This is a genomic window from Mesorhizobium sp. ES1-3 (assembly GCF_020164795.1).
In the GTDB taxonomy this organism is placed as follows: Bacteria; Pseudomonadota; Alphaproteobacteria; order Rhizobiales; family Rhizobiaceae; genus Mesorhizobium.
In genome coordinates, this window is the sequence record NZ_JAIUGW010000004.1 from 249,421 (window position 1) to 275,468 (window position 26,048).

Sequence of the window (26,048 nt, forward strand, 5' to 3'; positions counted from 1 at the left end):
CTGCTGGTGTCGCTGGCCGCCGCCGCCGTGCTGGTGCGCATCGCCGTCTATGGTCTTTGAGCTTCTGCCGGCGCCATTTTTGGCGCCGGCCCTGGGACTTCATGGAGGTCGCTCAGGCCGTTACCACCTTGCTCAGATGGTCGCCAAGCCGGCAGGCGAGCGCGGTGATCGTCGTCGTCGGGTTGGCTTGTCCCGACGTGCAGAACACGGAGGAGCCGCCGACATAGAGATTGTCCATGCCATGCACCTTGCAATTGGCGTCCACCACGCTCCTGGTGACGTCCGTGCCCATGCGCGTGCCGCCCATGTGATGATTGCCCGCCGTCTCTTCGTTGGTCGGATAATCCTCGCCGTTAGAGATCCAGTCCGCAATGCGCACCCGGCCCAGGTTTTTCTGGGCCAACGTCGTGCCGAACAGTTTCAGGCCTTCGAGAAGCGTGCGACGTTCCAGTTCCGATTTCTTCCAGTGCAGCTCAATGCGCGGCACGCCGGCATGGTCGACCTCGGTCTTCGACAGCTCGATCTGGTTCGAAGCCAGCGGCGCCTGTTCCCAGGCGACATAAAGCTGAGCGGCGCAACGCAGGTTCTGGTCGAGTTTGCGCGATACCCATTCCGCCATGTGCGGCGCCGTACAGGCAAGGTCGGCGATGAGGCTTTTGACGCCCGGATAGGGAGCCTCGATCAGCCTGATGCCGAAATTCATGATCTTGAGCCGATCCATCGCGGCAGGCATCGGCGAGAAGAAGGCCTCCTTGACGGCATCGACCTCGAACGCGTCATAGTCGGCCAGGATGGCATTGCCGCCCTCGAAGGTCGGATGCTCCATCCAGTAGCGGCCAAGCGCCGTCGCGTTCGGCACGACGCCGCCGTTGGAGCGCTGGTTCGACCACAGCAACAGCCGTGAATTCTCCAGCCCGCCGGTGCAGACGATGAAATCGTCGGCGCTGAACGAGCCGGCGTCCCTGCCGTTGGACCACAGTTTGGCGCCGGTCACCCGTTTGCCGTCGCCGGCAAGCTCGGTGGCGTAGGTGTTGAGCACGATGGCGATGTTTTTGCTCTTGTCGAGTTCGTCGGCAAATTTTTCCGCAAACCGCACCGCCGGGCTCTTGATCAGCTGCACCCAGCGAATGTCGTCCGAGATCGGCACATCAGGCCGAAAATCGGGAAGGTCGAGGATGTCGCGCACTTCGGCAAGATAGGGTTCGATGTCGGCGCGACGGATCGGCCAGCCGGTATCGGGCGCCCAGGCCTTCGGCTCGAAATCCAGTTTGTCGAGCACGCGGCACCAACCGGCCCAGTGATTGGAGCTGCCGCCCATGAACCGCAGCCGGGTGATGTCGAGATCGAAATAGAAGTCACCGACGGTGGTGCCGCGGTAAAAGTCCTGCGAGCCGTCGCTGAATTCCCGCGAACCGGCTTCCAGCACCACTACCGGGATGCCGGCCGCGCCAAGTTTTCTGGCGATCGTGGTGCCGGCCGGACCGGAACCGAGGATGCAGACCTTTGGCGCAAAGTTGGCGGCGCGATACGCCTCGTAGCTGTCGAAGATCATGCCAGGTCGCTCTGCTTCAGGATCCAGCCATTGACCTCGACGATCTCGTCAGGGTCGACCCGGGATGAACCGGCATGGGTGACGTCGGCGTCAGGCAGCTCGCGGAACAAGGACAGGGCAGGCAGGGCGATCAGCGCCTGCACGAGCGTACGGCGCGAGATTTTTTTGATGGAGAAACTCATGACAGGTCTCTCTGCTAGGGGCTTCGATACGCGCATGACGTTCCCGAACGGCACACGCATCGTCAGGCAAGCCAATATCGTGCCAAGCATGGCCTCGAGGCGGTGAAAGTGCCGACAAGCGGCACAAACGGATGCAAACAAGGTTACAGATTTCTTAACGGGCCAGGTGTGCCGGCCCGGCCTGCTCATGCGGCTTCGGAAATATCGGTATCGAGGATCGTCAGGTTGCGGCCCGCATGCTTGGCCTGGTAGAGGCGCCGGTCGGCGGCGCGCATCAGTTCCGATACGTTGACGTCCTCGCCGCAGACGGTGCCGCCGATGCTGACGGTCAGCGGAATGGTCCGTTCATCGACGGGCCGGAAGCGGATCAGCTCGACCTCGCGGCGGATCCGTTCGGCAACGCGCTTGGCTTCCTGTTCCGTGGCTCCGATCAGAAACGCGCCGAACTCCTCGCCGCCGATGCGGCCGAGCACATCGCCGCTGCGCACGCCGCGCTCGATGGCGCTGGCGATCAACAGCAGCGCGTCGTCACCTGTCAGGTGGCCGAAATTGTCATTGATCGTCTTGAAATGATCGGCGTCGATGATCAGCAGCGCGCCACGGTCGGACTTGCGCCGGGAGCCGTCCAGCGCGGCGAAGAAGCTCTCCCGGTTGAGCATGCCGGTCATGTCGTCGCGGCTCGCCTTTTCCGCCAGGCGGCGGTGCGCGGCGGCGAGTTGGGCATGGGCACGTGCGAGTTCGCGATGGGCGTTCTTCAGCCTGTCGCTCTGCCAGAACGTGCCGGCGCACGCCGTCCAGGCAAGGACCAGCGGACAGAGCGTCAATGTCAACCAGATCGTTCGCGTGAGCGGGAACCCCATGGCTGGGACGATGATCAACGTCAGCAGAAGAGATGCAGCGACGGAGGCGAAGGCGATGGCGGCGGATTTGAGAATGATGCTGTTCATCGCAGGCTCCCCACAGGACTGTCTCTGTGCCAGCAAGCCCTGAAGGCTACCTTTCCGGGATGCATAAAATTTGAATCGTGGGGTTATTTCTGCAACTTCAACGCGAAGAAGTTGTGGATAAAGTCCCTTTCAGAATCCCTGTTTCATGCCATAAGGAGCGCATGACCACGCTTCCCGATCCCGCCCGCTTCGCCCATGTCACCGACTGGGTGTTCGACCTCGACAACACGCTCTATCCGCACCACTCGAATCTGTTCTCGCAGATCGACGTCAAGATGACCGCCTATGTCGGGGAATTGCTGGCGCTGCCGCGCGAGGAGGCGCGCAAGCTGCAGAAGGAGCTCTATCTCGAATACGGTACGACACTGAACGGGCTGATGACGCGCCACGGCATCGATCCCGACGACTTCCTCGAGAAGGTCCATGACATCGACTATTCGTGGCTGGTACCCGATCCCGTTCTCGGCACCGCCATCCGCCAGCTTCCGGGCCGCAAGTTCATCTTCACCAATGGCGACCGCAGGCACGCCGAGCGCACCGCGCGCCAGCTCGGCATCCTCGAGCATTTCGACGACATCTTCGACATCGTCGCCGCCGGCCTCAACCCCAAGCCGGCGCGCCAGACCTACGAGAAGTTCGCCGAACTGCACGCCGTCACCGGCCACAATGCGGTGATGTTCGAGGATCTTGCCCGCAACCTTTCCGTGCCGAAGTCGCTGGGCATGACCACGGTTCTCGTGGTGCCGCGCAATTTCGAGCCGACCTTTTCCGAAATCTGGGAACGCGACCCGGCCAACGAGGATGACGTCGATTTCGTCACCGACGATCTCGCCACGTTCCTCACGACCATAGTCGTAAGGAATTGAGGAATTGAGGAATTGAGGAATTGAGGAATTGAGGAATTGAGGAATTGGTCGGGACGCAAGACTGTGCCCCTTATTTCGTCAATTCCTCATTTCCCCAGTTCCCTCATTTCCCTTGTTCCCCCAATTCCTATTCCCCTAGCTTGTAGAAGCGGCTGACGATGCTCCAGGCCTCCTCGGCGGTGTCGACGAAATCGATGATGTCCTGGTCGCCCGGGCTGATGGTGCCTTGCTCGGCGAGGAAGTCGAGGTCGATCGCCCGCTTCCAGAAGGACTTGCCGAACAGGATCACCGGCACACGCTCCATGCGTCCGGTCTGGATCAGCGTCAGCGTCTCGAAGAACTCGTCCATCGTGCCGAACCCGCCGGGAAACACCGCCACGGCCTTGGCGCGCATGACGAAGTGCATCTTGCGGATGGCGAAATAGTGGAAGTTGAAACAGAGCTCCGGCGTCACATAGGGATTCGGCGCCTGCTCGTGCGGCAAGACGATGTTGAGCCCGATCGACGGCGCACCGACATCGTCGGCGCCGCGGTTTCCGGCTTCCATAACGCCCGGCCCGCCACCGGTCACCACGACATATTCGCGATAATATGAAGTGGCCGACTGCCGCGAGCAGAGGCGGGCGAATTTGCGCGCCTCCTCGTAATATTTGCTGTTTTCCTCGAGGTTCTTCTTCTGCGTCTCGTTCTTGGCCGCCCAGGCCTCGCCGCCGGGTTCGGGCAGGCGCGCGCCGCCGAACAGGATCACCGTCGAACGGATGCCGCGCTCGGCCAGGATCATTTCCGGCTTCAGCAGCTCCAGTTGCAGCCTGACCGCGCGCAGTTCGCGCCGCGTCATGAAGTCGGGATCGTTCCAGGCCAGGCGGTAGGTTTCGGCCCGCGTCTGCGGCGTGTCCGGCACGCTTTTCGACCGCTCCAGATCCTCGTCCGAATGCGGCAGCGGCGTCCATCCCGCCTTTTCCATGGGAGTCATCGAATCCACCCGTCCATTCCTTTACTTGCGTCGTCCCGTGACGCAGCTGCGATTGACCCCCATTGAGCCTTAACATAGGGTCCGCGCGACTTTTAAACAGGTTAAGGCGCAGCCCCTTAACAGCTTGGTAATGGAGCGAATTCATGTCGAAGCCCGATCTGGCGAGCCTCGAAAAGACCATAGACAAGGCCTTCGAGGAACGCGACGCCATTTCGACCGCGACCCGCGGCGAGGTTCGCGACGCCATCCAGTCGGCACTCGACCTGCTCGACCGCGGCACCGCCCGCGTCGCCGAGCGGCAGGCCGACGGCAAATGGCACGTCAATCAGTGGCTGAAGAAGGCCGTGCTGCTCTCCTTCCGGCTCAATCCGATGGAAATCATCAAGGGCGGCCCCGGCGAGGCCGTGTGGTGGGACAAGGTGGCGTCCAAGTTCGACGGCTGGAGCGCCGTCGATTTCGAGAAGGCGGGCTTTCGTGCCGTGCCGTCGTCGATCGTGCGCCGTTCGGCCTATGTCGCGCCCGGCGCCGTCTTGATGCCGTCCTTCGTCAATGTCGGCGCCTATGTCGATAGCGGCACCATGGTCGATACCTGGGCTTCGGTCGGCTCCTGCGCCCAGATCGGCAAGAATGTCCACCTTTCGGGCGGCGTCGGCATCGGCGGCGTGCTGGAGCCGATGCAGGCCGGCCCCACCATCATCGAGGACAATTGCTTCATCGGCGCGCGCTCCGAAGTGGTCGAGGGCTGCATCGTGCGCGAAGGCTCGGTGCTCGGCATGGGCGTCTTCATCGGCCAGTCGACCAAGATCGTCGACCGCGCCACCGGCGAGATCTTTTATGGCGAGGTGCCGCCGAATTCGGTCGTCGTCGCCGGATCGCTGCCGGGCAAGCCGTTTCCAAACAACGAACCGGGCCCAGGTCTCTATTGCGCCGTCATCGTCAAGCGGGTCGACGCCAGGACCCGGTCCAAGACCTCGATCAACGAATTGCTGCGCGATTGATCTTTCCGCCGGGCAGGCGCACCTTCCGCCGGCGCGACGATCGGTCGCGCTGGTTCAACATGGAGGGGTGACATGGACTGGAAATATCTGCTCACAAGCTTTGATGGTCGCATCAACCGGGGCAAGTTCTGGGCTGGCATCGGGGTATTCATCGTTATCGGCGTTATAGCTTTCATTCTCGACGCGATCCTCGGCACCCGTTTCACCACGGCCAGCGGTGCCCAGGTCGGCATCATCGGCATCCTCTTCGCGCTGGCATCGATCTATTTTGCGATTGCCCTCTATGCCAAACGCTGGCACGACCGCAACAAGTCGGGCTGGTGGACGCTGATCGGCCTCGTACCCGTCATCGGCGGCATCTGGCTGCTGGTCGAACTCGGCATCCTCGAAGGCACCAGGGGCGCCAATCAATATGGATCGGACCCGCTTGCCTGAAAGATCGGATCTCACCTGGCTTTTCTTCAAGACCTCGGGCCGCGTCAGCCGCGCGGCCTATTTTCTTGGCGGATTGCTCGTCGCCATCATCCAGGCGTTCCCGCTGTACCGCTTCACGCTGGTGCCGGAGGGCTCGGCCGAGAGCAACATGTGGTCGTTCATCTTCTTCGTCGCCTTCATCGCCTCGCTGTGGTCGAACATCGCGCTGGCGGTGAAGCGTCTGCACGACCTCGACAAGCCGGGCATCGCCGCGCTGATCCTGTTCGTACCGGTCGTCTCGATCGTCGCCTTCCTTGTGTTGTGCCTGTTTCCTGGGCAGCCTGGGCCCAACCGCTACGGCCGGCGCACCAACGAGCCGGCTGAACCGAAGAAATAGAGCATGATGTCGTCCGAAAACCGCGTCACACTTTTCGGCATGCTCCAGGCGGCCGGTCGGATATCTCGCCATGCGCTACCGCACGCTTGATCCGAAACTGATCATCGAAACCGCCGAGCGGCTTGACGGCCGCGTCGCCGACCGTTTCCCGGACGCCGGGTTGCGCGGCGTCGCCGCCGAACTGGTGTCGCTGTCGCGCGATCTGGCCAAGGCCGCCAAGGCGCTGGAAGCGCCTATCTGGTGGCTGCGTGGCATCATCGCCGCCGCCGTCGTCGCGGGCGCGCTGATCTTCCTGTTCGTCGGGACCATCCTGCCGCTCATTCACATCTCCCAGTCCGACGACGCGGTTCAGTCGGTGCAAGGCATCGAAGCCACGATCAACATGATCATCCTCGCCGTGCTCGGCTTCCTCGCCCTGATCCGCACCGAGGAGCGCATCAAGCGCAAGCAGGTGTTTCGTCAGTTGCACGGCCTGCGCTCGCTGATCCACGTCATTGACATGCACCAGTTGACCAAGGATCCGGCGGCGCTGTCGGCCAGTTTCAAGCCGACTTCGCATTCGCCCGCCCGCATCACTAATGCCGCGGATCTCGCGCGCTATCTCGACTATTGCTCCGAAATGCTGTCGATCACCGGCAAGATCGCGGCGCTGTTCGCCCAGTCCGTCAATGACGCCGTCGTCATCGACGGCGTCAACGACATCGAGAACCTGGCGTCCAACCTGTCGCGCAAAATCTGGCAGAAGATCACGCTGATCGACGGCCGGCCGGCGGCGCCAGAACCTTCTCCGGCACCAGGCCCGGCGAGCCGAGCCGCTCGGACTCCGCCGCGCGCACCAGGGCGCTGATCCGCTGGAGCGTCGGCGCCGGCGTGCCGGCTTTCTCAGCGAGCCGCAAAACAGCACCCTGCAGGTCGTCGATCTCGGTCGGCCGGCCGCGCCGCAGATCGTCCCACATGGACGAGCGCGCCTCGGGGTCGATCGCGAGCATGCGCCGCGCCAGGAGCTTGAACAGCCAGTCGGGCAGCCTGAGCATCTTCGGCAGCAGTGCAGGGCGCAGGCCGGCGATGCGCGCCGGCGCGATGCCGGAGGCCTTCATCGCTTGCAGCGCCTCGTCGATCTGGGCGGCCAAGATCAACCGCCAGCGCCTGTCGGCAAGCTCGGTTGCCAGCGGAAGGCCTGACAGCGCCACCAGCGCATTGTTCAGGTTCATCAGAAGCTTGCCCCACAGCACGGCCTTCATGTCGCCATGTGTTTCGACAGCGAGGCCTTCGACGTCGAGAAGGCCGGCAAGGCCGGCAGCACCGTCTTCGACCATCACCTTGCCGTTGCTGGCGCGGTGGACGCGCAGCGGCAGCTCTCCATCGGCCGATTGCACGACATTGAACGGCACCATGCCGGCCAGAACGGTTTGCCGGCCAAGCGCCGCGCGCAGCCTGTCGGCATTGTCGACGCCATTCTGCAGGCTCACCACCACGGCGTCGGGACGGGCATAGGCCTTGATGAGGGCTGCCATATCCTGCGTGGCGCCGCTCTTGACGGTGACCAGGATCACATCGGCCGCCGGCAAGGCGACAGCAGGATCGGCGGTGACGGCAAGCGCTTCCGGCTTGATCAGGCGATCACGGCCCTGGAGGTCGCCGACGCGCAATCCGTCCTGCCGCAGCGCTGCCTCGATGCGCGGCCTGGCGAGCAGGACAACCTGCCGGCCGGCGAGCACCAGGCAGCCGCCGGCATAACAGCCAATGCTGCCGGCGCCGGCAATGACGATCCTCTTTTCCCCGTTCGTCATCTCTTGCTCCGCACAAGGCCACTATACGACATGAAAACCATAATGTCGGCGGTATCGCCGGCCATTGGCTTGACCCTATGTCTGGCCGTGACAGGCCTTTCGCTTTCGACTATCGCTTTTGCCATGACGCTCCCGACTGATCCCGCCGCAAACCTCGTCTCTCTCATCCGCTGTGCCTCGGTGACACCAGCCGAAGGCGGCGCGCTGAGCGCGCTGGAGGCAATGCTGAAACCGCTCGGCTTCCTGGTCGATCGACCGGTGTTCTCCGAGGACGGCACGCCGGATATCGAGAACCTCTATGCACGGCGCTCCGGCAACGGCCCGCATCTGATGTTCGCGGGCCATACCGACGTGGTGCCTGTCGGCGACGAAGCCGCCTGGACACATCCGCCTTTCGCCGCCGAGATCGCCAATGGCGAGATGTATGGCCGCGGCGCCGTCGACATGAAGGGCGGCATTGCCTGCTTCATCGCGGCGGTGGCGCGCCATATCGAGGCAAATGGCGGCCCGAAGGGCTCGGTGTCGCTGCTGATCACCGGCGACGAGGAAGGGCCTGCCATCAACGGCACGGTCAAGCTACTCGAATGGGCCGCGTCCAAAGGCGAGAAATGGGACGCCTCGATCGTCGGCGAGCCGACCAATCCGGACACGCTCGGCGACATGATCAAGATCGGCCGGCGCGGCTCGATGTCGGGCAGCATCACGGTCAATGGGCGCCAGGGCCATGCCGCCTATCCGCAGCTTGCCGACAATCCGGTGCGCGGCCTGATGAGCCTGGTGGATGCCTTGCTGCACCCGGTCTTCGACAAGGGCACCAAGGATTTCCAGCCGACCAATCTGGAGGTGACATCCATCGACGTCGGCAATCCAGCCACCAATGTCATTCCTGCCAAGGCGACCGCCACCTTCAACATCCGCTTCAACGACACCTGGACGGCCGAAACGGTCCAGGCGGAAATCCACAACCGCCTCGATCAGGCGGCAGGGCGCAAGAAATACCGGCCGGGCAAGAAGTCGCCGGTCGACTATGACCTCGTCTGGCGCGACCGGCCGAGCCACGTCTTCCTGACCCGCGACGACAGGCTGGTCGAGACGCTGAGCGGCTCGGTCAAGACGGTTGTCGGCAAAAAGCCGGCGCTGTCCACCTCCGGCGGCACGTCGGATGCGCGCTTCATCAAGGATTATTGTCCGGTGGTCGAATTCGGCCTTGTCGGCAAGACCATGCACATGGTCGACGAGCGCGTCGCCATCGCCGATCTCGAAACGCTGACGCGGATCTACCAGCGCTTCATCGACGACTGGTTCGGACAGGGCTGACCGGCATGCTTTCGGCGGACGAAACCCAAGCTTCGCTGACCGGCGCCTGGCGGCTGATGCTCGGCAAGGTCGACGGGCTGCGCCTGCTCGACCTGTCGGCCGACGGCTTCTGGAATTCGTTCTTCGCCATCATCGTCGCGGCGCCGGCGCTGATCGTCGGCTGGGTCGGCATCGCCAACGAGATCGGCGATCCCGATGCCTTCGCCGGCCGCTTCTCCATGCTGGTGCGGCTGGCGACGGTCGATATCGGCACCTGGGTGCTGCCGCTGGTCGCGCTCGCCTTGGTGGCGCCGCGCGCCGGCATCGGCGGGCGCTTCGTCCACTATGTCGTCGCCAGCAACTGGGCCTCGGCGATCACCGCCTGGCTGATGCTGCCCTCGGCGCTGATCAGGCTTTTCCTGTCGTCGACAAGCCAGGTCTCGAGCCTTGTGTCTCTGCTGTTGTTTTCCCTGTCGATGGTGCTGACCTGGCGCATGACCAACGCCACGATCGGCAGGGGCGCGGCGGTCGGCACCGCCGTTTTCGTCGGCATGTTCATCGCTTCGCTGCTGGTACTTTTCGGGCTGCAGATGCTGCTCGGCATCACCGTGCCGGACAATGTCGGGGCTCAGAGCCTTTCGCGAGTCTATCCCGGGTAGAACTCGTTCTATCCGGGATAGAACCGGGGTTTTATTCGGGATAATCGACGCCTATCAGGAAAAGGCCGTCGGGCGGCGCCACCTGGCCGCAGGCGGCGCGGTCTCGCGCCTCGAGCGCCGCCTTGAGGTCGCCTGATGTCCAGCCACCGTCGCCGACCCGCTTGAGCGAGCCGACCATGGAGCGCACCTGGTTGTGCAGGAAGGACCGCGCCGAGGCTCTCACCTCGATCACATCGCCGGTTCGGCTGACATCGAGCCGCTCCAGTGTCCTGACCGGGCTGTTGGCCTGGCACTGGGTCGAGCGGAAGGTGGTGAAGTCGTGCCGGCCGAGCAGGAGTTTCGCCGCCTCGTGCATGGCGGCGGCATCGAGCCGCTTGGGCACCCACCATACCTTACCCTTCTCCAGCGCCGAGGGCGCCCGCCGGTTGAGGATGCGGTAGAGATAGTGCCGGCCAGTGGCCGAGAAACGGGCATCGAAATCGTCCGGGACGATCGTGGCCTTCAGGATGACGACGCGCGCGCCGGCCGCCTGCAGATGTGCATTGACGGCATCGCGCACCTTGTCGTCAGGCCACGCCTTGGCAAGGTCGACATGCGCCACCTGCGCGGTCGCGTGCACGCCGGCATCGGTGCGGCCGGCGGCGCGCAGCCGGACCTCTTCGCCGCAGAATTTCTCGATCGCCTGTTCGATCGCCTGCTGCACCGAAGGCTGGTCGGCCTGATGCTGCCAGCCGGCAAACAGGCTGCCGTCATATTCGATATCGAGGCGAAAACGCGGCATGCCGGTCGGAAATACGCTCTCGCCTAGGCGGCGAGAGCGGTAAAGGCGGAGGCGTAGACCAGCCTGCCGGCTTCGGGTGCGTCGCCCCAGGCCAGCGCCTGCAGCGCTTCGCTTTGGTATTCGCTTTCGAACTTTTCAGCGCGGGCGTGGCTATAGCCGAAACGGCCGTAATAGGCCGGATCGCCCAGCACAACGGCCAGCGTCTCGCCGGCATCCTTGAGCCGGATGTGAGCCTCGCGGATCAGTGCGCCGCCGATGCCGGAGCCGTGAAAAGACGGCTCCACCGCCAGCGGGGCAAGCGCCACGGCGGCGAAACTCTTGCCGCCGTTCTGCACGAACAGCCGCGAAAACAGGATGTGGCCAACGGCCTGGCCGTCCTCTTCCGCCACCAGTTCGACGACGGCGTCACCGCCGGTCACCAACGCGTCGACCAGCCCGGCCTCCGTTTGCTGGCCGAAAGCGTGTTCCTCGACGAGGCGAATGGCCTCGCGGTCCCGCGGCGTCGCCGCGCGTATCGACATCATGCTCATGAGAATTTCAGTCCTTTTTCGATCTTGGCTCCGCGCAGGAACTCCGACGCGGCGGCGGGCCTTCCGCCCGCACGTTGAACTTCGACCAGCCTGACCGCGCCTTTTCCGCAGGCGACAGTCAGCCGGTCATCGAGAATTCCTCCCGACTCGCCCAAATCTTCCGAAAGCGACAGGCCTTCGGACAGCGTCGAGCGAAGCAGTTTCAGCCGCTCCGAGCGGCCGCCAATGTCAATCTCGGCCCAGGCGCCGGGAAAGGGCGATAGGCCACGAATGTGGTTGTGGACCTCGGCCGCGGGCCGTGTCCACTCCACGCGCGTCTCGGATTTATCGATTTTCCTGGCGTAAGTCACCCCTTCGGCCGCTTGCGCGGCAAATGTCAGGGTGTTCTGTTCCAGCCGCGCCAGTGCTTCCACCATCAGGGCAGCGCCAACGCTCATCAACCGATCATGCAGATCGCCGGCTGTCATATCGGGGTCGATGGCGCATTTTTCAACCAATCCCACCGGACCGGTGTCGAGGCCCTCCTCCATGCGCATCACCATCATGCCGGTCTCGGTGTCGCCGGCCATGATGGCGCGCTGGATGGGCGCGGCGCCGCGCCAGCGTGGCAAAAGCGATGCATGGCCGTTGACGCAGCCAAGCCGTGGCGCCTCCAGAACCGCCTTGGGCAACAGCAGTCCATAGGCAACGACCACGGCGATATCGGCGCCAAGGGCGGCCAAAGCGGCCTGTTCGACCTCGCCCTTCAACGATGTCGGCGTATGCACCTCGATGCCCAGCCGCTCTGCCTCGCGCTGCACCGGCGACGGCGTCAGCTCCAGCCCGCGCCGGCCCGCGGCGCGCGGCGGCTGCGTATAGACAGTTGCTACCTCATGCCCGGCTTCAGTGATCGCGCGCAGCGTCGGCACCGAAAACTCCGGCGTGCCCATGAAGATGACGCGAAGAGGCATTTTCTTTTTTGCGGCCTTGTTCCTGCCTTGCCGTGACCCGGCTCAGGCACTCGTTTCAAACGGGTTTACGAGCTTAAGGTCAAGCCCGTCGAAGTCGCGAACATTGCGGGTTGCCAGCGTAGCGTCATGCGCGAGACAGATCGCGGCGATCATGGCATCAGCAAGGCTGATTGGGCGCCCGAGCCGTTCCCGCGTCGCCCGGAGCTTGCCGGCAAGGCGGGGGATAGAGCCGGCAAATTCGACGACACGACCGGAGAACTGTTTCGAGATCAGGTGATCGAGAGCACGGACATGGCGATCGGAGCCGGTCTTGTTCAGGAACCGTTCGGCACCGAAGGATTGCTCCATGACGACGGGGCCGCACAGATAGAGGTCAAGCAACTCCTGTTTGCGAAACCATTCGACCACGTTTGCGTCGGGTGCCGTCCTACTCGTTTCGGAAATGACGTTGGTATCGAGGACGATCACTCGAAGTCCCCAACCGGGCGCCCAAAGTCGCGTTTTCTGTCCGCTTCGATCTCGTCCATGATCTCGGCGAACTCGTCGTCGATCGCGTTTTCAGTCGCGAACGCGGAGCGAATGTTGTCCCATGCCGACAGACCGGGCTCTGGCTTGGCCTCCTTTTCGGCGACCATGCCTTTACGCAAAAGATCGATCGCTTTGCCGGACAAGCTCTGGCCGCCGCTTCGTGCAGCCTGTTCGATTTCGCGTTTCAACGGTTCGGGGATGTCCCTGATCAGCATATCGCCCATGCAATTCTCCAGCGTTGATATCAATGATATCACGACGAGGACTGCTGCTCAATGGATTCTGCGCTCGCGTTGCGCCTATCCCACCAGCTTGCCTGGCGCCTTGTCCCTGGCGAGCTTCTTGAACTTCTTCACCACCATGTCGCGCTTCAGCTTCGAGATGTGGTCGATGAACAGCACACCGTTGAGATGGTCGATCTCGTGCTGCAGGCAGGTCGCCATCAGCCCTTCGGCCTCCATCTCCTGCAGCTTGCCGTCTCGGTCGAGATATCTGACACGCACCGAGGCCGGGCGCTCGACCTCGGCGTAGTAATCCGGGATCGACAGGCAGCCTTCCTCGTAGACGGACCGCGCGTCGGCGCTTTCGAGAATCTCCGGGTTGATGAAGACGTGCGGCGCCGGCGTTTCGTCTTCCTTGGCGAGGTCGATCACCAGCATGCGCAGCGGTTCGCCGATCTGGATTGCCGCCAGCCCGATGCCGGGCGCGTCATACATGGTCGCCAGCATGTCGTCGGCCAGTTTGCGCAAGGGCGCGTCGACGCGCTCCACCGGCTTGGAAACCTGGCGCAGGACGGGGTCGGGAAGGATGATGAGCGGCTTGATCGGCATGGCGTTTCACCTAAGACCTCAAAAGAAAGGCGTCAACCGGTGCGCCTGAGCCTCGTTCACGTTTTGATCTGTGCCAGCCTGCCGAATCGGCTATGCTGTCCACATGAATGATCTGAGCACCATCCTTTCGGAGCCTGTCGTACGGCTCGGCGCCTCGACAATCACGCTCGGCCACGCGCTGGCCTTCGGCGCATTGCTGTTTCTCGGCTTGTTCGTGGCGCTCGTCGCTGCGCTGTGGCGGTCGGCCAAGGCGCGCGCGGTCGCCGCTGCGGAAGCCGCCGACCATGCCCGCGACGCGGAGGCGCGCATGGCTGGTATTTTGCAGGCACAGGCCGAAATGCAGGGCCGCATGGGGGCCATTGCCGAAGTGTTCGGCGCCCGGCAGGCCGAATTGACGCAATCGATCGGCCAGCGGCTCGACGCCATGACCGGCCGCATCGGCCAGACCATGACCGAGCAGACCAAATCCACACATGAGAGCCTGACGAAACTGCAGGAGCGGCTGGCGGTCATCGACACCGCGCAAGGCAACATCCAGTCGCTGGCCGGCCAGGTCGTTCAACTCCAGGCGATCCTCTCCAACAAGCAGACGCGCGGCGCCTTCGGCCAGTCGCGCATGGAGGCGATCGTCGCCGACGGCCTGCCGCATGGCGCCTATGAATTCCAGGCGACGCTGTCGAACGGCAGCCGGCCGGACTGCCTGGTGAAAATGCCGAACGGCGCGCCGTCGCTTGCCATCGATGCCAAATTTCCGCTGGAAGCGTGGAATGCCATCCGCGCCGCCGACGGGGCCGACCTGCAGAAGGTCGCGGCCCAGGCCTTTCGCCGCGACATCGAGGTCCATGTCCGCGACATTTCGGAGAAATACCTGCTCCAGGGCGAGACGCAGGATACCGCCTTCATGTTCGTGCCGTCGGAATCGGTGTTCGCCGAAATCCATGAGAATTTCGAGACGGTTGTCCAGAAGGCGCACCGCGCCCGTGTCATCATCGTCTCGCCTTCGCTGCTGATGCTGTCGATCCAGGTCATCCAGGCGATCCTCAAGGACGCCCGCATGCGCGAACAGGCGCATCTGATCCAGGGCGAAGTCATCAGGCTGATGGAAGACGTCCAGCGTGTCGACGAGCGGGTGCGCAAATTGCAGGGCCATTTCGGCCAGTCGGCCAAGGACATCGATGACATCCTCGTCTCGACCTCGAAAGTGACCAAGCGCGGCCAGAAGATCGAGGCGCTGGAGTTCGGGGAAGGCGAGCCCGACGCCCCGCGCAGCGACGCCGCCAAGGTCGAGGCCGCACCGCGCGTGGCCGATTCCAAGACGGGACAGCTGAGGTTGAGGGTCGTCGAAGGCGACGACTGAACGCTACTGCTCTTCGACGATCGTCATCCCTTCGAATTCCGGCAGCCAATGCAGCGCTGAACGGTGCCAGAACTGCCGCCTCGGGACGAGTTCCTCGCGCTGCCGCGCCGTGCCGACGCGGATGCCGTAGACCTTCGGGCCGTCGCCGACCGACGTCGCATAGAGATGCGAGCCGCACTCGCCGCAGAAACCTTGGGCGCGCTTGGCGCCGCTGGACCCGGTCTTGACGTAGACCTTCGGTGTGCCCTTGGTGATCCGATAATCCTCTTCGGGCGCCCGCACCGAGACGCGAAAGGCCGTACCGGTCAGCTGTTGGCAATCGGTACAATGGCAGATCGAGGTCTTCTCCGGGTCGACCTCCGCCTCATAGGTGATGGCACCACAATGACATCCGCCGTCGATTTTCATCGTCGTTCCTCCAACATTGATCAGGTGATCTTAGCGGCGCCGGGACGCGAGGCAACGGCGCGGCGCTGGTCCAGAGCCAAGGCATGATCAGGAAGCGAGGATTTTCGGATCATGGCCAAACTCTATCCGGACGCGGATTCGATCAGCTTGCGCCGCGTTTCCCAGGTGCCTGACGTCTGCGGCTTGACGAACAGCCGCGTGATTTCGGGCATCTCCTTCCTCAGCCGTGCCTCGAGACGCTCGATACAAGCCTCGATCTCAGGCGCCGACAGATGGTCCTCGAATTCGATGCTCAGGGCGGCAACGATCTCTTCCGGTCCCATATGCACCGTCAGCACACCGTTCGCCCGCTGCACCGCCGGATCCTGCTGGACGATCGCCAGCACCTTCCTCTGCACCTCGGGTGAGGCCGGCTCGCCGATGAGCAGGCCCTTGCTTTCACGCGCCAGAAAGATTGCCGTCGCACCAAGTATGAGCGCGATGCCGATCGAGGCGGCGCCGTCGAGTTCGGGCATCTCGAAAATCTCCGCCGCCAGGATGCCGGCAAAGGCGACGGTCAGACCGAGAAGGGCCGCACTGTCTTCGAACAGCACCGTATAGACGCTCGGGTCCTTGCTCGATTGCACGGCTTCCAGCCAGCCTTGCTTGCCCTTCTGCTTGCGGAATACCCTCAGTGCCACCAGCCAGGAGCTGCCTTCGAACAGGAAGGACAGGCCGAGAACGATGTAGTTGACCTTGACGTTGGCGACCGGCTCCGGCGCCATGATGTGGACGATGCCCTCGTAGAACGACACGCCGGCGCCCAGCGCGAAGACCAGAAGGGCGACGATGAAGCTCCAGAAATAGAGTTCACGGCCGTGGCCGAGCGGATGCGTACTGTCTGCCGGACGCGCGGCGCGGTGCATGCCGTAAAGCAGCAGGCCGCCATTGCCGGTATCGACCAGCGAGTGCACGCCTTCCGACAGCATGGCCGAACTGCCGGTGAAAAAGGCGGCGGCGAACTTGGTCAGCGCTATGGCGAGATTGCCGGCGAGCGCCGCATAGATGACCGTTCTGGAGCCGCCATGCCCTGCCATGCAGGTTTATCCTCTTTGAGGTACGATACAACGGCTCCGCCGCGGAGCTGCACAGCCATCACAACGCGCCAATCGTCGGGTCGTTCAACGTCTTCGAAACCTGCTGGCAACAACGCCAGCTATTCCTGGATTTCGTCGGTCCATACCTTGAAGCCAGCGAGTGTACCTGGTCCGAAAATATGGGTCAGCGGCACGTCCGCCGCGTCACGGCCCGAGGCGATCAGGATGCGGCCGATGCGTGGCGCGTTGTTGCGCGGATCGAAAGCGTGCCAGCGGCCGCCGAGGTAAACCTCCATCCAGGCACAGAAATCCATGCTCGCCCAGGGCTTCGGCATGCCGATATCGCTGATGTAGCCGGTGCAGTAGCGCGTCGGAATATTGAGTGCCCGGCAGAATGTGACGGCGAGATGCGCGAAATCGCGGCACACGCCACTCCGTTCGCGCCAGGCTTCCGCGGCGGTGCGCGTCACCCGTGCGTTGCCGTAATCGAAGACGATGTGGTTGTGGACGAAATCGCACACCGCCTGCACGCGCGGGATGCCGGCCGGCGTATGGCCGAACAGCCGCCATGCCTCGCTTGCCAGGAGGTCACCCTTGCAAAACCGGCTGGGCAGCAGGAACAGCAGCGTTTCCGCCGGCAGGTCGCGAACCTCGTGCTGCCACGCCATCAGTTCGCCCATCTCGAATGTGCCGGGGTCGCGGATCACCGCATCCGTGCCGAAAGTGAAACGCCCGGGTGGGGCGACGAATCGGTTGCACCAGTTTCCGAAACTGTCGCGATAACTTTCAATCGGCACCGGCGGGTTGGAGGTCAGGAAATCCGGGCGCTCAAGATCGGAGGCGCGGGAATAGTGGACATTGAGCATCGCGATGAGCGGCGTCTCCTGCGGAAAATCGAAGCTCATCTCGCAGCCGATGTGGATCCGCATTGTCGTCCTGACCGGCCTGCCTGACGACCACCCGGCGGTGCACGGGTCGATGCTGCAGTGCGAAGACAACCATGGCATGGACCGCCGGGGTTTACGAGCAAATTAGAAACCGGTTGAAAGCGTCCTGGCGGCGTTGGCAGCCGGCACTAGCCTCTTGCAGTCTGGCGTTTGTCTTGTTTCACTCCGTTTCCCGCAACAGGAGGAACGAATCATGGCCAAAGGTGCGATGAAGGCAGGCAAGGAAGCCCGCAAGCCGAAGAAGGATGCCAAGAAGCCCGCCGCTGCTCCGACCCTCAAGGCGGCGCCGGTCAAGGCGATGAGGCTCAAGGAAAAGTAGGTCTCGGCAACCGGCAGGGCGGGATTTCACCGGCGGCATTCGACACTGCCGCCGGCATGTGTCGATCGGGCGTTCGACAGCCCTATATCGACGGCGCGGGGACGACCTCGCGCTTTTCGAAAATTCGGTCGGGACGACCCGCCATTGCCGCTGAGCATTCGAGGCCAGAAAGCCTGGATGTTCCGATGGAGCGTTGCGATGTCCTGGACTTTTCTGTTTTTCGCCGGCCTGTTCGAAATCGGCTGGGCGATCGGTCTCAAATACACCGACGGGTTCACCAGGCTTGTCCCGACCCTGCTCACGGTCGCGTCGATGATCGTCAGCCTCACCTTGCTCGGCCTCGCGCTGAAGGCGCTGCCTGTCGGCACCGCCTATGCGGTGTGGACCGGAATCGGCACCGTCGGCACGGCGCTGCTCGGCATCTGCCTGCTGGGCGAGCCCGCCACGGCGATCAGGCTCGGCTGCATCGCGTTGATCGTCTGCGGTATCATGGGGCTGAAATTCGCGGCTTGAACGGCCTTGGCCGCCGGCCGACGATATCGGCCCCCGGTAGGCGACATGGACAAACGCGAAAAGGGCCGCGCCTTGGCGCTTCCCTTTTTCATCATCCGTCGAGGCGAGTGCGCTCTTAGCGACCCGTAAAGCCGGGAGGTGTCCTGCCGGTGCGCTGCTTGCGTGCCGCATAGCGCGCGTCGCGCTTTGCCTTTCGCTCGGCTTCATCGGCAAGCAAACGAGCAATACGCTCGTTCTCTTCAGCTTCCCGAAGCTTGGCTTCCGCTTGCGCTGCCTCTTCGGCGGCAATGCGCGCCGCTTCGGCTGCGGCCTCACGCTCGGCCTTCTCGATCGCTTCGCGCGCCAGCTTTTCCTGCTTCAGCCTGGCCTTTTCGGCCTCGCGAATCTCGCGAGCCGCAAGGATCGCCTTGCGTTCGGCCTGTCGTGCCAGCACTGCGGGATCGTCTGCTGCCGGCTTTGACTTGAAGCGCTCCAGAAGCGCCTTCTTTGCCTCGGTCGCGGCATTGCGCCGCTCGAAAATGTCTTTTTCCCTGTAGATAGCCAAGTCCACTTCCTTGAAGTCTATTCGCGACGCTTACATACGCGCGAAAACCGGGAGTTCAAGCGCCAAAACGGCATGCCAGCCATGAAATTCCGGGATGTTGCACCGGGGAGACGCATTTCCCGCCGAAATCGACATGCACTGTTCACCAACCACCCTCTGGCGGCGTGGCGGTCGCGTCGCTACCTCTAGAGCATGATGTCGAAAAGTGCGAAGCGGTTTTCGGACGACATCATGCTCTATCTCTTTTTGATTTAGAGTCGGATTCAGATTTCAGGTCGATTGACCTGAAATCATCCGACTCTAGCGCGACAATCAACACACTGGGATGACATCCAAATGGAACTCGGCCTCTACACTTTTGCCGATGTGAGCCCCGTGCCGGGTCCCGGCGCCATCGGCCCGCACGAGCGGCTGCGCAACCTGATCGAGGAGATCGAACTGGCCGACCAGGTCGGCCTCGATGTCTTTGGCCTCGGCGAACACCATCGGCCCGACTATGCCGCTTCGGCGCCGGTCGTGGCTTTGGCCTCGGCTGCGGAGCGTTCGAAGCGCATCAAGCTGACCAGTGCGGTCACCGTGCTGTCCTCCGACGATCCGGTGCGCGTTTTTCAGCAATTCGCCACACTCGACCTCCTGTCGGGCGGCCGCGCCGAGATCATGGCCGGGCGCGGATCGTTCATCGAATCCTTTCCGCTGTTCGGCTACAACCTCGAAGACTATGACGAACTGTTCGCCGAAAAGCTCGACTTGCTGCTTGCCATCCGCGATCAGGTGAAGGTTACCTGGTCAGGCAATCTGCGCGCGCCGATCAACGATCGCGGCGTCTATCCCAGGCCGTTCCAGGAGAGGCTGCCGGTCTGGATCGCCATTGGTGGAACGCCGCAATCGGCCGCCCGCGCCGGCGCGCTCGGCCTGCCGCTGGCGCTTGCCATCATCGGCGGCGAACCGGCGCGCTTCGCGCCGCTGTTCGACCTCTACCGTGAGGCAGCCAAGCGCGCCGGCAGCGATCCGGCAGGGTTGGCCACCAGCATCAACGTGCATGGCTTCATCGCCGAGACGACCGAGCAGGCGGCGGACGATTTCTATGGCCCGCAGGCCGAGGTGATGAACCGCATCGGCCGAGAGCGCGGCTGGGGCCCGACATCGCGCGCGCATTTCGACCAGTCGCGCGGTCCCAATGGCGCCCTGTTCGTCGGCAATCCGGAACAGGTGGCGGAAAAGATCGTTGCCCAGCACAGGATTTTCGGCAACGACCGCTTCCTGCTGCAAATGGCGATCGGCATCATGCCGCACGCCAAGATCATGAAGGCGATCGAGCTTTACGGCACCAAGGTGGCGCCGATCGTGCGCAAGGAAACGGCGAAACCCGCGCCGGCCATGGCGGCGCCTGTTGCGTGAACCGGAAGCAATTCCAGCCGCTCCCGTACTAGGCCCGCCACGTGCCCGGACACGGTATGTAATATGGGATACTCGTACCCCTCAACTGCGGCCCGCGCCGTCAGTGCCGGCTAACGGAACCTTGAAGCCGCGCCGGCGTTTTTCGTCAGCGGATCGCATCAGTTGCCGCCGAGGGGATCACGATGAAAGCCGAACCTGCCGCTTTGGGCGCAGGCGCAGCCGAAGCTGAAGAGACGCGTGTGGCGGCGCGCGCCGATACGCGCCTGATGCGCTCGCTGCTCATCGGCATCTTCCTGTTCATGACCGTCTATGCGCTCTATTTCGCGCGCGCCTTCTTCATGCCGGTCATCCTGGCCTTCCTGCTGACGCTGACGCTGACGCCGATCGTGCGGCTGCTGCGCAAGCGCGGCATTCCCGAAGTGGTTTCGGCGACGCTTCTGGTGCTTGTGTCCGTCTTCATCTTCGCGAGCGCCGGCTATGTGCTCAGCGGCCCCGTCATCGATCTCATCAACAACACGTCGTCCATCGGCCAGCAACTGACCGAGCGATTGGCGCAGTTGCGACGGCCGGTCGAGAGGATCATGGAGATTGCGCACCAGATCGAAGGGCTGACCGAGACCTCGCAGGAACCGGGCGTGCAAAAAGTCGCGGTAGCGCAGTCAGGCTTCCTCTCGGCGGCGGCGAGCAACATCCTGTCGGCCGGAACAAGCCTGACCATCATCTTCGTGTTGTCGCTGTTCCTGCTCGCCTCGGGCACGATGTTCTACGAAAAGATCATCCAGTCCTTCGCCAGCCTCACCGAAAAGAAGCGGGCGCTGCGCATCGTCTACGACGTCGAGCGGGAAATCTCGCACTATCTGCTCACCGTCACCATCATCAACACCGGCCTCGGCACGGTCATCGGCCTCGGCCTGTGGGCGCTTGGCATGCCCAATCCGCTGGTCTGGGGCGCGGCGGCCGCTCTGCTCAATTTCCTGCCCTATGTCGGAGCCATGATCACGTTTGTCCTTGTCACGGTCATCGCACTGATCAGCTTCGACACGATCGCCTACGCGTTGTTGGCTCCTGCCTTCCTGGTGTTGTGTGACATCATCGAAGGCCAGTTCGTGACGCCCATGGTGGTCGGGCGGCGGCTTGAGATCAACGCCGTGGCGATCTTCATCGCCATCGCATTCTGGTCATGGCTGTGGGGCTTCGTCGGCGCGCTGATGGCGGTGCCGCTGCTGGTCGTCGTCAAGGTGTTCTGCGACCATTTCGAGAGCCTTAGCCATGTCGGCAATTTTCTCGCCGCGCAACATACAGCGGTCATGGAGGAGGAAGCCGACGAGCAGGACGGCACGGCCGCCGCATAAACGGCGCACGGTTTGCGGCTGCGGGATCGAATGCCTATATCCGCCCGATCAGTGCCCGGTGCCCTTCCCGATGAACGACGTTCCCTTCGACCTTGACACCTATTTCGCCCGGATCGGCCATGCCGGTTCCAGGGATGCTTCGCTCGACACGCTGAAGACGCTTCATTTCCTGCATCCGCAGGCGATCCCTTTCGAGAACATGGATCCGTTTCTGGGGCGCCCGGTCCGATTGGACGCCGCATCGCTACAGGACAAGATCGTCCTTGACGGGCGTGGCGGCTATTGCTTCGAGCACAATCTCATTTTCATGCATGCGCTGAAGGCGCTTGGCTTCGAGGTCGGCGGCCTCGCCGCGCGTGTGCTCTGGGGTCAGAGCGAGGACGCGATCACGGCGCGCAGCCACATGCTTTTGCGCGTCGAGTTCGACGGCCGGACCTATATAGCCGATGTCGGCTTCGGTGGCCTGACCCTGACGGCCCCGCTGCTGCTCGAGCCGGACCTCGAACAGACGACCCCGCACGAAACGTTCCGCATCATCGAAACCGGCGACCACTTCCGCCTGCAGGCCGCTGTCGGCGGCGACTGGCGCTCGCTGTATCGCTTCGACCTGCAGCCGCAATATGAGGTCGACTATTCCGTCGTCAACTATTTCCTGTCGACCAACCCGGCATCGCATTTCCTGACCTCGGTTTTGGCGGCGCGCGCCGCGCCGGACCGGCGCTACGCCTTGCGAGGCAATCGCCTGTCGATCCACCACATCGATGGCCGAACCGAGCAGAAGCAGATCACCACCGCCGCCGAACTCGCCGACACGCTGGAAGGCCTGCTCGGCATCACTATTCCCGACCGTGCCGCCTTCGAGGCCAGGGTGCGCGAGAAGAAGATCGTGGAGACCCGTATATGACCGAACTGTCCGTTCTCGACCTGTCGCCGATCGTCGAAGGCAGCGATGCCTCGCAATCGCTCGCCAATTCGCTCGACCTCGCGCGCCACGCCGAGCGGCTCGGCTACAAGCGCTACTGGCTGGCCGAGCACCACAACATGCCAGGCATCGCCAGTGCGGCCACATCGGTCGTCATCGCCCATGTCGCCGGCGGTACGAAAACTATTCGTGTCGGCGCCGGCGGCATCATGCTGCCCAACCATGCGCCGCTGGTGATCGCCGAGCAATTCGGCACGCTGGCCGCCTTGTTTCCCGGCCGTATCGACCTGGGGCTAGGCCGCGCGCCCGGCACTGAACACGGCGCGCGCATTGCGCCGCAATCTCGAGGCCGGCGTCGACAATTTCCCGCAGGATGTCGTCGAACTGATGGGCTATTTCCTGCCCGCCGAGGAAGGCCAGCGCCTGCGCGCCGTGCCCGGCGAAGGCCAGACGGTGCCGATCTGGATTCTCGGGTCGAGCCTCTACGGCGCGCAACTCGCCGCCATGCTCGGCCTGCCCTACGCTTTCGCCTCGCATTTCGCGCCAGCGGAGCTCGATCACGCGCTGGACATCTACCGCTCGCGCTTCCAGCCGTCGGAGCAACTAGACAAGCCGCATGTCATGCTCGGCCTCAACGTCTTCGCAGCACCCACCGACGCCGAGGCGCGGCTGCTGTTCACCTCGCTGCAGCAGGCCTTCGTCAATCTTCGCACCGGCAGGCCCGGAAGATTGCCGCCGCCGGTCGAGAATTATGACCGGGATCTCGACCCGATGGCCAAGACCATGCTCGGCCAGGCGCTGTCATGCGCCGTCGTCGGCTCGCCGGAAACGGTCCGGCAAGGCATCGATGCGTTCGTGCGCCGCACCGGCGCCGACGAGTTGATGGTCACCGCGCAGATCTTCGATCACGCCGCCCGCGTGCGCTCCTTCGAGATTCTGGCCGAGGCTCACAAATCGCTTTCGCAAGCAGCCTGAATTAATAGGCCGCAAGGTGCTTTTGCCGGTAGCGATGCTCTGCTAAGTGCGGGTCATCCTCAGGCAGGAGCGCGCTTTTCCGTGACACATGACCTCGACGCACGCATGCACTTCGCGATTGATCTGGCGCGGCGCGCCGGCGAACTCGGCCTGCAATATTTCCGCGATCTCGACAGCCTGACCATCGAGAGCAAGGGCCATCAGGACCTGGTCTCGCAAGCCGACCGCGAAGTCGAACTGTTCATCCGCGCGGCGATCGCCGACGACTATCCGCAGGACGGCATCATCGGCGAGGAGCATGCCTCGGTCGCCGGCTCGACCGGCTATGCCTGGGTCATCGACCCCATCGACGGCACCGCCAATTTCGTGCGCGGCATTCCGGCCTGGTGCGTGGTGATCGCTTGCGCAAGGGATGGAGAGACGATCGTCGGCGTCATTCACGAGCCGTCGACCGGTGAGACCTTCCACGGAAGGCTGGGCGGCGGCGCCTTCGTCAACGGCCGGCCGATCAGGACGAGCGCGGCGACCAGCCTGGAAGAGGGCTCGGTGGGCACAGGCTTCTCGAACCGGGCCGAGGCCGAAAACATCGCCGTGCTGATCAAGAAGATCCTGGCCGAGGGCGGCGTCTTCTTCCGCAACGCGTCTGGCGCGCTGATGCTCGCCTATGTCGCCTCGGGCCGACTGCTCGGCTATGTGGAAGAACACATGAACGCCTGGGACTGCGTGGCCGGCATGCTGCTGATCGAGGAAGCCGGCGGCACGATCCTGAAGGCGAATCCGAAGACAGTGTTGCAGAGCGGGACACAGGTCATCACAGGCGGCAAGGGTGTGTTTTCGAAGCTGCAAGAGCTGTGTTCTGGTGTCTTCACGCCCTGATCAGGAGCAAATCCCAGCAGGCATGATGTTGTTCGAAACCGCTTCACACTTTTTCGGCACCATGCTTTAGGCACTCACGCTGCGTACCACCGCCGCGAACGGTCGGCATGAATTGGGGATCATCAATCGACCCTTGAGAAGCTCGCCGGAGCAATTCCGGGAAAAGTGCGTAACGGGGTTTTCCGTCGGAATTGCGAGAACAGGAAAGAGGGGCATCGCATGGCGCTGCCCCTCGTCTGCCGCAGGCGGGCTTTTCGCCTACAGGATTTTCGCCAGGAAACTCTTGGTGCGGTTCCTCTGCGGATCCGAGAAGAGCGCCTTGGGCGCTCCCTCTTCCACGATCAGTCCGTCATCCATGAAAATCACCCTGTGCCCGACCTCGCGGGCAAAGCCCATCTCGTGGGTGACGACCATCATCGTCATGCCTTCGATCGCGAGCGTCTTCATGACCTGGAGCACCTCACCCACCATTTCAGGGTCGAGCGCCGAGGTCGGCTCGTCGAAAAGCATGACATTCGGTCCCATGGCCAGCGAGCGGGCGATCGCCACCCGTTGCTGCTGGCCGCCGGAAAGCTCGTCCGGATAGCTCGCTTCCTTCCCCACGAGGCCGACCTTGGCCAGCAACTCGCGCGCGACCCGGTTGGCTTCGGCCGACGCGATCTTCTTGACCTTGCGCGGGCCGATCGTGACGTTCTCCAGAATGGTCAGGTGCCTGAAGAGATTGAACTGCTGGAACACCATGCCGACATGCTGGCGCAGCAGGTGAATGTTCGTCTTCGGATCGGTCAGCGTCATGCCGGCGATTTCAATCTCGCCGCTGGTTGCGGTCTCCAAGCCGTTCAGGCAGCGCAGAAACGTGCTTTTGCCGCTGCCCGAAGGGCCGATAACGACGACCACCTCTTTTTCCGCCACATGCGTGCTTATCCCCTTCAGGATCTCATTGTGGCCGAAGGACTTGTGAAGGTCTTTAACGTTTATCAACTTGAAGCCTCCTCTCCAGGTAAGACGAGAACTTCGACAAGGAGAAGATGAGGACGAAGTACAGGGCCGCGATGAGACCCCAGATGGCGAAGGATGCGAACGTCTCGGCAATCACGATCTCACCCTTGTAGACCAGCTCGGCGATGCCGACCGGAGCCAGCAGCGAGGTATCCTTGATCGTCTGGGCCGCCTGATTGACCAGCGGCGGTATCATGCGCTTGAACGCCTGGGGCAGAACGATGTAGCGCATCGTCTGAAAGCCGTTCATCGCGATGCTTTGGGCGGCTTCCTTTTGGCCCCGGTCGACGCCGAGAATACCCGCGCGGATGATTTCGGTGACGTAGGCACCTTCGTTCAGGCTGAGCGTGAACGCGGCCGCGAGGATGGGATAAGTCAATTGCCCGAACCAGTGGTTGACGGGCAGGATCGCAGGCAATCCAAGCACGATGAAGAAGAGTTGCACCAACAGCGGCGTGGATCGGAAAATTTCGACATAGGCGGTGGCGATCCACCGCAGCGGCGCGACCGCCGACAGGCGCATGAGTGCCGCGACCAGGCCGATGACCACCATCAGGATGATGGCGACAATCGAATACTGGATCGTCAGCCGCAAACCGTCGAGTAGAACGGGTAGGTTTTGCCGGATGGGATCCATGAACCGTGCCTTGGATATCCCCGACCGTCCCG

Annotated in this window: 31 protein-coding genes and 1 pseudogene; 15 read left to right on the plus strand and 17 right to left on the minus strand. The window is 63.2% G+C overall.

The window, feature by feature from the left end:
* Window positions 1-112 precede the first annotated feature (112 nt).
* From LB536_RS08440 to LB536_RS08450, 3 genes are all read right to left on the minus strand, one after another.
* Window positions 113-1,552 (minus strand): GMC oxidoreductase, encoded by a 1,440-nt coding sequence (locus LB536_RS08440; RefSeq protein WP_140811061.1) that lies wholly within the window; start codon window positions 1,550-1,552, stop codon window positions 113-115.
* Window positions 1,549-1,734 (minus strand): hypothetical protein, encoded by a 186-nt coding sequence (locus LB536_RS08445; RefSeq protein WP_224590980.1) that lies wholly within the window; start codon window positions 1,732-1,734, stop codon window positions 1,549-1,551. The genes LB536_RS08440 and LB536_RS08445 overlap by 4 nt, the downstream gene beginning before the upstream one ends.
* Window positions 1,735-1,919: 185 nt before the next feature.
* A complete protein-coding gene (locus LB536_RS08450) occupies window positions 1,920-2,681 on the minus strand; it encodes a GGDEF domain-containing protein (RefSeq protein WP_140757391.1) in 762 nt (253 codons plus the stop codon).
* A gap of 161 nt (window positions 2,682-2,842) precedes the next feature.
* Between LB536_RS08450 and LB536_RS08455 the strand changes: the two genes are divergently transcribed.
* A complete protein-coding gene (locus LB536_RS08455; protein ID WP_224590982.1) occupies window positions 2,843-3,547 on the plus strand; it encodes a pyrimidine 5'-nucleotidase in 705 nt (234 codons plus the stop codon).
* A gap of 127 nt (window positions 3,548-3,674) precedes the next feature.
* On the opposite strand, the gene LB536_RS08460 is transcribed toward LB536_RS08455, so the two are convergent.
* Complete coding sequence (locus LB536_RS08460; protein ID WP_140757389.1) at window positions 3,675-4,520, minus strand: LOG family protein; 846 nt, start codon at window positions 4,518-4,520, stop codon at window positions 3,675-3,677.
* A gap of 143 nt (window positions 4,521-4,663) precedes the next feature.
* On the opposite strand from LB536_RS08460, the gene dapD reads away from it, so the two are divergent.
* The 4 genes from dapD to LB536_RS08480 all read left to right on the plus strand — a co-directional run bounded on the left by dapD (window position 4,664) and on the right by LB536_RS08480 (window position 7,176).
* A complete protein-coding gene (dapD, locus tag LB536_RS08465; protein ID WP_140757388.1) occupies window positions 4,664-5,518 on the plus strand; it encodes a 2,3,4,5-tetrahydropyridine-2,6-dicarboxylate N-succinyltransferase in 855 nt (284 codons plus the stop codon).
* A 72-nt stretch (window positions 5,519-5,590) separates the two neighbouring features.
* Entirely contained in the window at window positions 5,591-5,953 is a 363-nt protein-coding gene (locus LB536_RS08470; protein WP_140757387.1) for a DUF805 domain-containing protein, read from the plus strand.
* Window positions 5,946-6,329 carry a DUF805 domain-containing protein gene (locus LB536_RS08475; protein ID WP_224590992.1) on the plus strand — a complete coding sequence of 128 codons (384 nt, stop codon included), beginning with the start codon at window positions 5,946-5,948 and terminating at the stop codon, window positions 6,327-6,329. The genes LB536_RS08470 and LB536_RS08475 overlap by 8 nt, the downstream gene beginning before the upstream one ends.
* A gap of 70 nt (window positions 6,330-6,399) precedes the next feature.
* On the plus strand, window positions 6,400-7,176 hold the full coding sequence (locus tag LB536_RS08480) for a hypothetical protein (protein WP_140757385.1): 777 nt from the start codon (window positions 6,400-6,402) through the stop codon (window positions 7,174-7,176).
* Here the strand turns inward: LB536_RS08480 and LB536_RS08485 are convergent.
* Window positions 7,076-8,119, minus strand: coding sequence for a 2-dehydropantoate 2-reductase (locus LB536_RS08485; protein WP_224590994.1), 1,044 nt, complete (start codon window positions 8,117-8,119; stop codon window positions 7,076-7,078). The two genes, LB536_RS08480 and LB536_RS08485, sit on opposite strands and share 101 nt — an antisense overlap.
* A 123-nt stretch (window positions 8,120-8,242) precedes the next feature.
* Here LB536_RS08485 and dapE point away from each other — a divergent pair, with 123 nt between their 5' ends.
* On the plus strand, window positions 8,243-9,436 hold the full coding sequence (gene dapE, locus LB536_RS08490) for a succinyl-diaminopimelate desuccinylase (RefSeq protein WP_224590997.1): 1,194 nt from the start codon (window positions 8,243-8,245) through the stop codon (window positions 9,434-9,436).
* 5 nt (window positions 9,437-9,441) lie between these two features.
* Entirely contained in the window at window positions 9,442-10,074 is a 633-nt protein-coding gene (locus tag LB536_RS08495) for a transporter (protein WP_224590999.1), read from the plus strand.
* A gap of 31 nt (window positions 10,075-10,105) precedes the next feature.
* Here the strand turns inward: LB536_RS08495 and truA are convergent, their stop codons facing one another.
* The 6 genes from truA to def all read right to left on the minus strand — a co-directional run bounded on the left by truA (window position 10,106) and on the right by def (window position 13,693).
* Window positions 10,106-10,855 (minus strand): tRNA pseudouridine(38-40) synthase TruA, encoded by a 750-nt coding sequence (gene truA, locus LB536_RS08500; protein ID WP_224591001.1) that lies wholly within the window; start codon window positions 10,853-10,855, stop codon window positions 10,106-10,108.
* 23 nt (window positions 10,856-10,878) lie between these two features.
* The gene (locus LB536_RS08505) at window positions 10,879-11,385 is read right to left on the minus strand and encodes a GNAT family N-acetyltransferase (protein WP_140757380.1); all 507 of its coding nucleotides are present in this window, start codon (window positions 11,383-11,385) and stop codon (window positions 10,879-10,881) included.
* Complete coding sequence (gene fmt / locus LB536_RS08510) at window positions 11,382-12,335, minus strand: methionyl-tRNA formyltransferase (protein WP_224591003.1); 954 nt, start codon at window positions 12,333-12,335, stop codon at window positions 11,382-11,384. Before fmt ends, LB536_RS08505 begins: the two co-directional genes overlap by 4 nt.
* A gap of 42 nt (window positions 12,336-12,377) precedes the next feature.
* Window positions 12,378-12,803, minus strand: a complete 426-nt coding sequence (locus tag LB536_RS08515; protein WP_224591005.1) for a type II toxin-antitoxin system VapC family toxin — start codon at window positions 12,801-12,803, stop codon at window positions 12,378-12,380.
* Entirely contained in the window at window positions 12,800-13,087 is a 288-nt protein-coding gene (locus LB536_RS08520; protein WP_140757377.1) for a plasmid stabilization protein, read from the minus strand. Before LB536_RS08520 ends, LB536_RS08515 begins: the two co-directional genes overlap by 4 nt.
* Window positions 13,088-13,162: 75 nt before the next feature.
* Window positions 13,163-13,693, minus strand: a complete 531-nt coding sequence (gene def / locus LB536_RS08525; RefSeq protein WP_140811070.1) for a peptide deformylase — start codon at window positions 13,691-13,693, stop codon at window positions 13,163-13,165.
* A gap of 103 nt (window positions 13,694-13,796) precedes the next feature.
* On the opposite strand from def, the gene LB536_RS08530 reads away from it, so the two are divergent.
* Entirely contained in the window at window positions 13,797-15,050 is a 1,254-nt protein-coding gene (locus LB536_RS08530; protein ID WP_140757375.1) for a DNA recombination protein RmuC, read from the plus strand.
* A 3-nt stretch (window positions 15,051-15,053) separates the two neighbouring features.
* Here LB536_RS08530 and LB536_RS08535 read toward each other — a convergent pair whose 3' ends face one another.
* The 3 genes from LB536_RS08535 to LB536_RS08545 form a co-directional block, all read right to left on the minus strand.
* Window positions 15,054-15,458, minus strand: coding sequence for a GFA family protein (locus LB536_RS08535; RefSeq protein WP_140757374.1), 405 nt, complete (start codon window positions 15,456-15,458; stop codon window positions 15,054-15,056).
* Window positions 15,459-15,580: 122 nt separating this feature from the next.
* Window positions 15,581-16,534 (minus strand): cation diffusion facilitator family transporter, encoded by a 954-nt coding sequence (locus LB536_RS08540; RefSeq protein ID WP_224591007.1) that lies wholly within the window; start codon window positions 16,532-16,534, stop codon window positions 15,581-15,583.
* Between the two features lie 119 nt (window positions 16,535-16,653).
* Window positions 16,654-17,463, minus strand: coding sequence for a transglutaminase-like domain-containing protein (locus LB536_RS08545; RefSeq protein WP_224591009.1), 810 nt, complete (start codon window positions 17,461-17,463; stop codon window positions 16,654-16,656).
* 211 nt (window positions 17,464-17,674) lie between these two features.
* On the opposite strand from LB536_RS08545, the gene LB536_RS31060 reads away from it, so the two are divergent.
* Together LB536_RS31060 and sugE are read left to right on the plus strand one after the other, a co-directional pair.
* Complete coding sequence (locus tag LB536_RS31060; protein ID WP_263488943.1) at window positions 17,675-17,800, plus strand: hypothetical protein; 126 nt, start codon at window positions 17,675-17,677, stop codon at window positions 17,798-17,800.
* Window positions 17,801-17,998: 198 nt separating this feature from the next.
* Entirely contained in the window at window positions 17,999-18,313 is a 315-nt protein-coding gene (gene sugE, locus LB536_RS08550) for a quaternary ammonium compound efflux SMR transporter SugE (RefSeq protein WP_224591011.1), read from the plus strand.
* Window positions 18,314-18,428: 115 nt separating this feature from the next.
* Here sugE and LB536_RS08555 read toward each other — a convergent pair whose 3' ends face one another.
* Window positions 18,429-18,857 (minus strand): DUF6481 family protein, encoded by a 429-nt coding sequence (locus tag LB536_RS08555; protein WP_140757369.1) that lies wholly within the window; start codon window positions 18,855-18,857, stop codon window positions 18,429-18,431.
* Window positions 18,858-19,193: 336 nt separating this feature from the next.
* Here LB536_RS08555 and LB536_RS08560 point away from each other — a divergent pair, with 336 nt between their 5' ends.
* The 5 genes and pseudogenes from LB536_RS08560 (at window position 19,194) to LB536_RS08580 (ending at window position 24,380) form a co-directional block, all read left to right on the plus strand.
* Window positions 19,194-20,255, plus strand: a complete 1,062-nt coding sequence (locus tag LB536_RS08560; protein ID WP_140757368.1) for an LLM class flavin-dependent oxidoreductase — start codon at window positions 19,194-19,196, stop codon at window positions 20,253-20,255.
* A 182-nt stretch (window positions 20,256-20,437) separates the two neighbouring features.
* On the plus strand, window positions 20,438-21,607 hold the full coding sequence (locus tag LB536_RS08565) for an AI-2E family transporter (RefSeq protein WP_140757367.1): 1,170 nt from the start codon (window positions 20,438-20,440) through the stop codon (window positions 21,605-21,607).
* 70 nt (window positions 21,608-21,677) lie between these two features.
* The gene (locus LB536_RS08570) at window positions 21,678-22,511 is read left to right on the plus strand and encodes an arylamine N-acetyltransferase family protein (protein ID WP_224591022.1); all 834 of its coding nucleotides are present in this window, start codon (window positions 21,678-21,680) and stop codon (window positions 22,509-22,511) included.
* Window positions 22,508-23,504: pseudogene (locus tag LB536_RS08575) on the plus strand (LLM class flavin-dependent oxidoreductase). Before LB536_RS08570 ends, LB536_RS08575 begins: the two are co-directional and overlap by 4 nt.
* 81 nt (window positions 23,505-23,585) lie before the next feature.
* Entirely contained in the window at window positions 23,586-24,380 is a 795-nt protein-coding gene (locus LB536_RS08580) for an inositol monophosphatase family protein (protein WP_224591023.1), read from the plus strand.
* Window positions 24,381-24,638: 258 nt separating this feature from the next.
* Here LB536_RS08580 and LB536_RS08585 read toward each other — a convergent pair whose 3' ends face one another.
* A complete protein-coding gene (locus LB536_RS08585; RefSeq protein WP_224591026.1) occupies window positions 24,639-25,361 on the minus strand; it encodes an amino acid ABC transporter ATP-binding protein in 723 nt (240 codons plus the stop codon).
* A complete protein-coding gene (locus LB536_RS08590) occupies window positions 25,348-26,016 on the minus strand; it encodes an amino acid ABC transporter permease (protein WP_140811078.1) in 669 nt (222 codons plus the stop codon). Before LB536_RS08590 ends, LB536_RS08585 begins: the two co-directional genes overlap by 14 nt.
* Window positions 26,017-26,048: the final 32 nt, after the last annotated feature.

Coding starts and splice junctions, on each gene's coding strand:
- LB536_RS08470 (WP_140757387.1), top strand. CDS start 5,591: ATGGACTGGAAATATCTGCTCACAAGCTTTGATGGTCGCATCAACCGG.
- LB536_RS08455 (WP_224590982.1), top strand. CDS start 2,843: ATGACCACGCTTCCCGATCCCGCCCGCTTCGCCCATGTCACCGACTGG.
- LB536_RS08445 (WP_224590980.1), bottom strand. CDS start 1,734: ATGAGTTTCTCCATCAAAAAAATCTCGCGCCGTACGCTCGTGCAGGCG.
- LB536_RS08560 (WP_140757368.1), top strand. CDS start 19,194: ATGGAACTCGGCCTCTACACTTTTGCCGATGTGAGCCCCGTGCCGGGT.
- LB536_RS08480 (WP_140757385.1), top strand. CDS start 6,400: ATGCGCTACCGCACGCTTGATCCGAAACTGATCATCGAAACCGCCGAG.
- LB536_RS31060 (WP_263488943.1), top strand. CDS start 17,675: ATGGCCAAAGGTGCGATGAAGGCAGGCAAGGAAGCCCGCAAGCCGAAG.
- LB536_RS08590 (WP_140811078.1), bottom strand. CDS start 26,016: ATGGATCCCATCCGGCAAAACCTACCCGTTCTACTCGACGGTTTGCGG.
- LB536_RS08535 (WP_140757374.1), bottom strand. CDS start 15,458: ATGAAAATCGACGGCGGATGTCATTGTGGTGCCATCACCTATGAGGCG.
- LB536_RS08570 (WP_224591022.1), top strand. CDS start 21,678: ATGAACGACGTTCCCTTCGACCTTGACACCTATTTCGCCCGGATCGGC.
- LB536_RS08460 (WP_140757389.1), bottom strand. CDS start 4,520: ATGACTCCCATGGAAAAGGCGGGATGGACGCCGCTGCCGCATTCGGAC.
- dapE (WP_224590997.1), top strand. CDS start 8,243: ATGACGCTCCCGACTGATCCCGCCGCAAACCTCGTCTCTCTCATCCGC.
- LB536_RS08545 (WP_224591009.1), bottom strand. CDS start 17,463: ATGCGGATCCACATCGGCTGCGAGATGAGCTTCGATTTTCCGCAGGAG.
- LB536_RS08485 (WP_224590994.1), bottom strand. CDS start 8,119: ATGACGAACGGGGAAAAGAGGATCGTCATTGCCGGCGCCGGCAGCATT.
- LB536_RS08505 (WP_140757380.1), bottom strand. CDS start 11,385: ATGAGCATGATGTCGATACGCGCGGCGACGCCGCGGGACCGCGAGGCC.
- def (WP_140811070.1), bottom strand. CDS start 13,693: ATGCCGATCAAGCCGCTCATCATCCTTCCCGACCCCGTCCTGCGCCAG.
- dapD (WP_140757388.1), top strand. CDS start 4,664: ATGTCGAAGCCCGATCTGGCGAGCCTCGAAAAGACCATAGACAAGGCC.
- fmt (WP_224591003.1), bottom strand. CDS start 12,335: ATGCCTCTTCGCGTCATCTTCATGGGCACGCCGGAGTTTTCGGTGCCG.
- LB536_RS08540 (WP_224591007.1), bottom strand. CDS start 16,534: ATGGCAGGGCATGGCGGCTCCAGAACGGTCATCTATGCGGCGCTCGCC.
- LB536_RS08440 (WP_140811061.1), bottom strand. CDS start 1,552: ATGATCTTCGACAGCTACGAGGCGTATCGCGCCGCCAACTTTGCGCCA.
- LB536_RS08530 (WP_140757375.1), top strand. CDS start 13,797: ATGAATGATCTGAGCACCATCCTTTCGGAGCCTGTCGTACGGCTCGGC.
- LB536_RS08565 (WP_140757367.1), top strand. CDS start 20,438: ATGAAAGCCGAACCTGCCGCTTTGGGCGCAGGCGCAGCCGAAGCTGAA.
- truA (WP_224591001.1), bottom strand. CDS start 10,855: ATGCCGCGTTTTCGCCTCGATATCGAATATGACGGCAGCCTGTTTGCC.
- LB536_RS08450 (WP_140757391.1), bottom strand. CDS start 2,681: ATGAACAGCATCATTCTCAAATCCGCCGCCATCGCCTTCGCCTCCGTC.
- LB536_RS08495 (WP_224590999.1), top strand. CDS start 9,442: ATGCTTTCGGCGGACGAAACCCAAGCTTCGCTGACCGGCGCCTGGCGG.
- LB536_RS08520 (WP_140757377.1), bottom strand. CDS start 13,087: ATGGGCGATATGCTGATCAGGGACATCCCCGAACCGTTGAAACGCGAA.
- sugE (WP_224591011.1), top strand. CDS start 17,999: ATGTCCTGGACTTTTCTGTTTTTCGCCGGCCTGTTCGAAATCGGCTGG.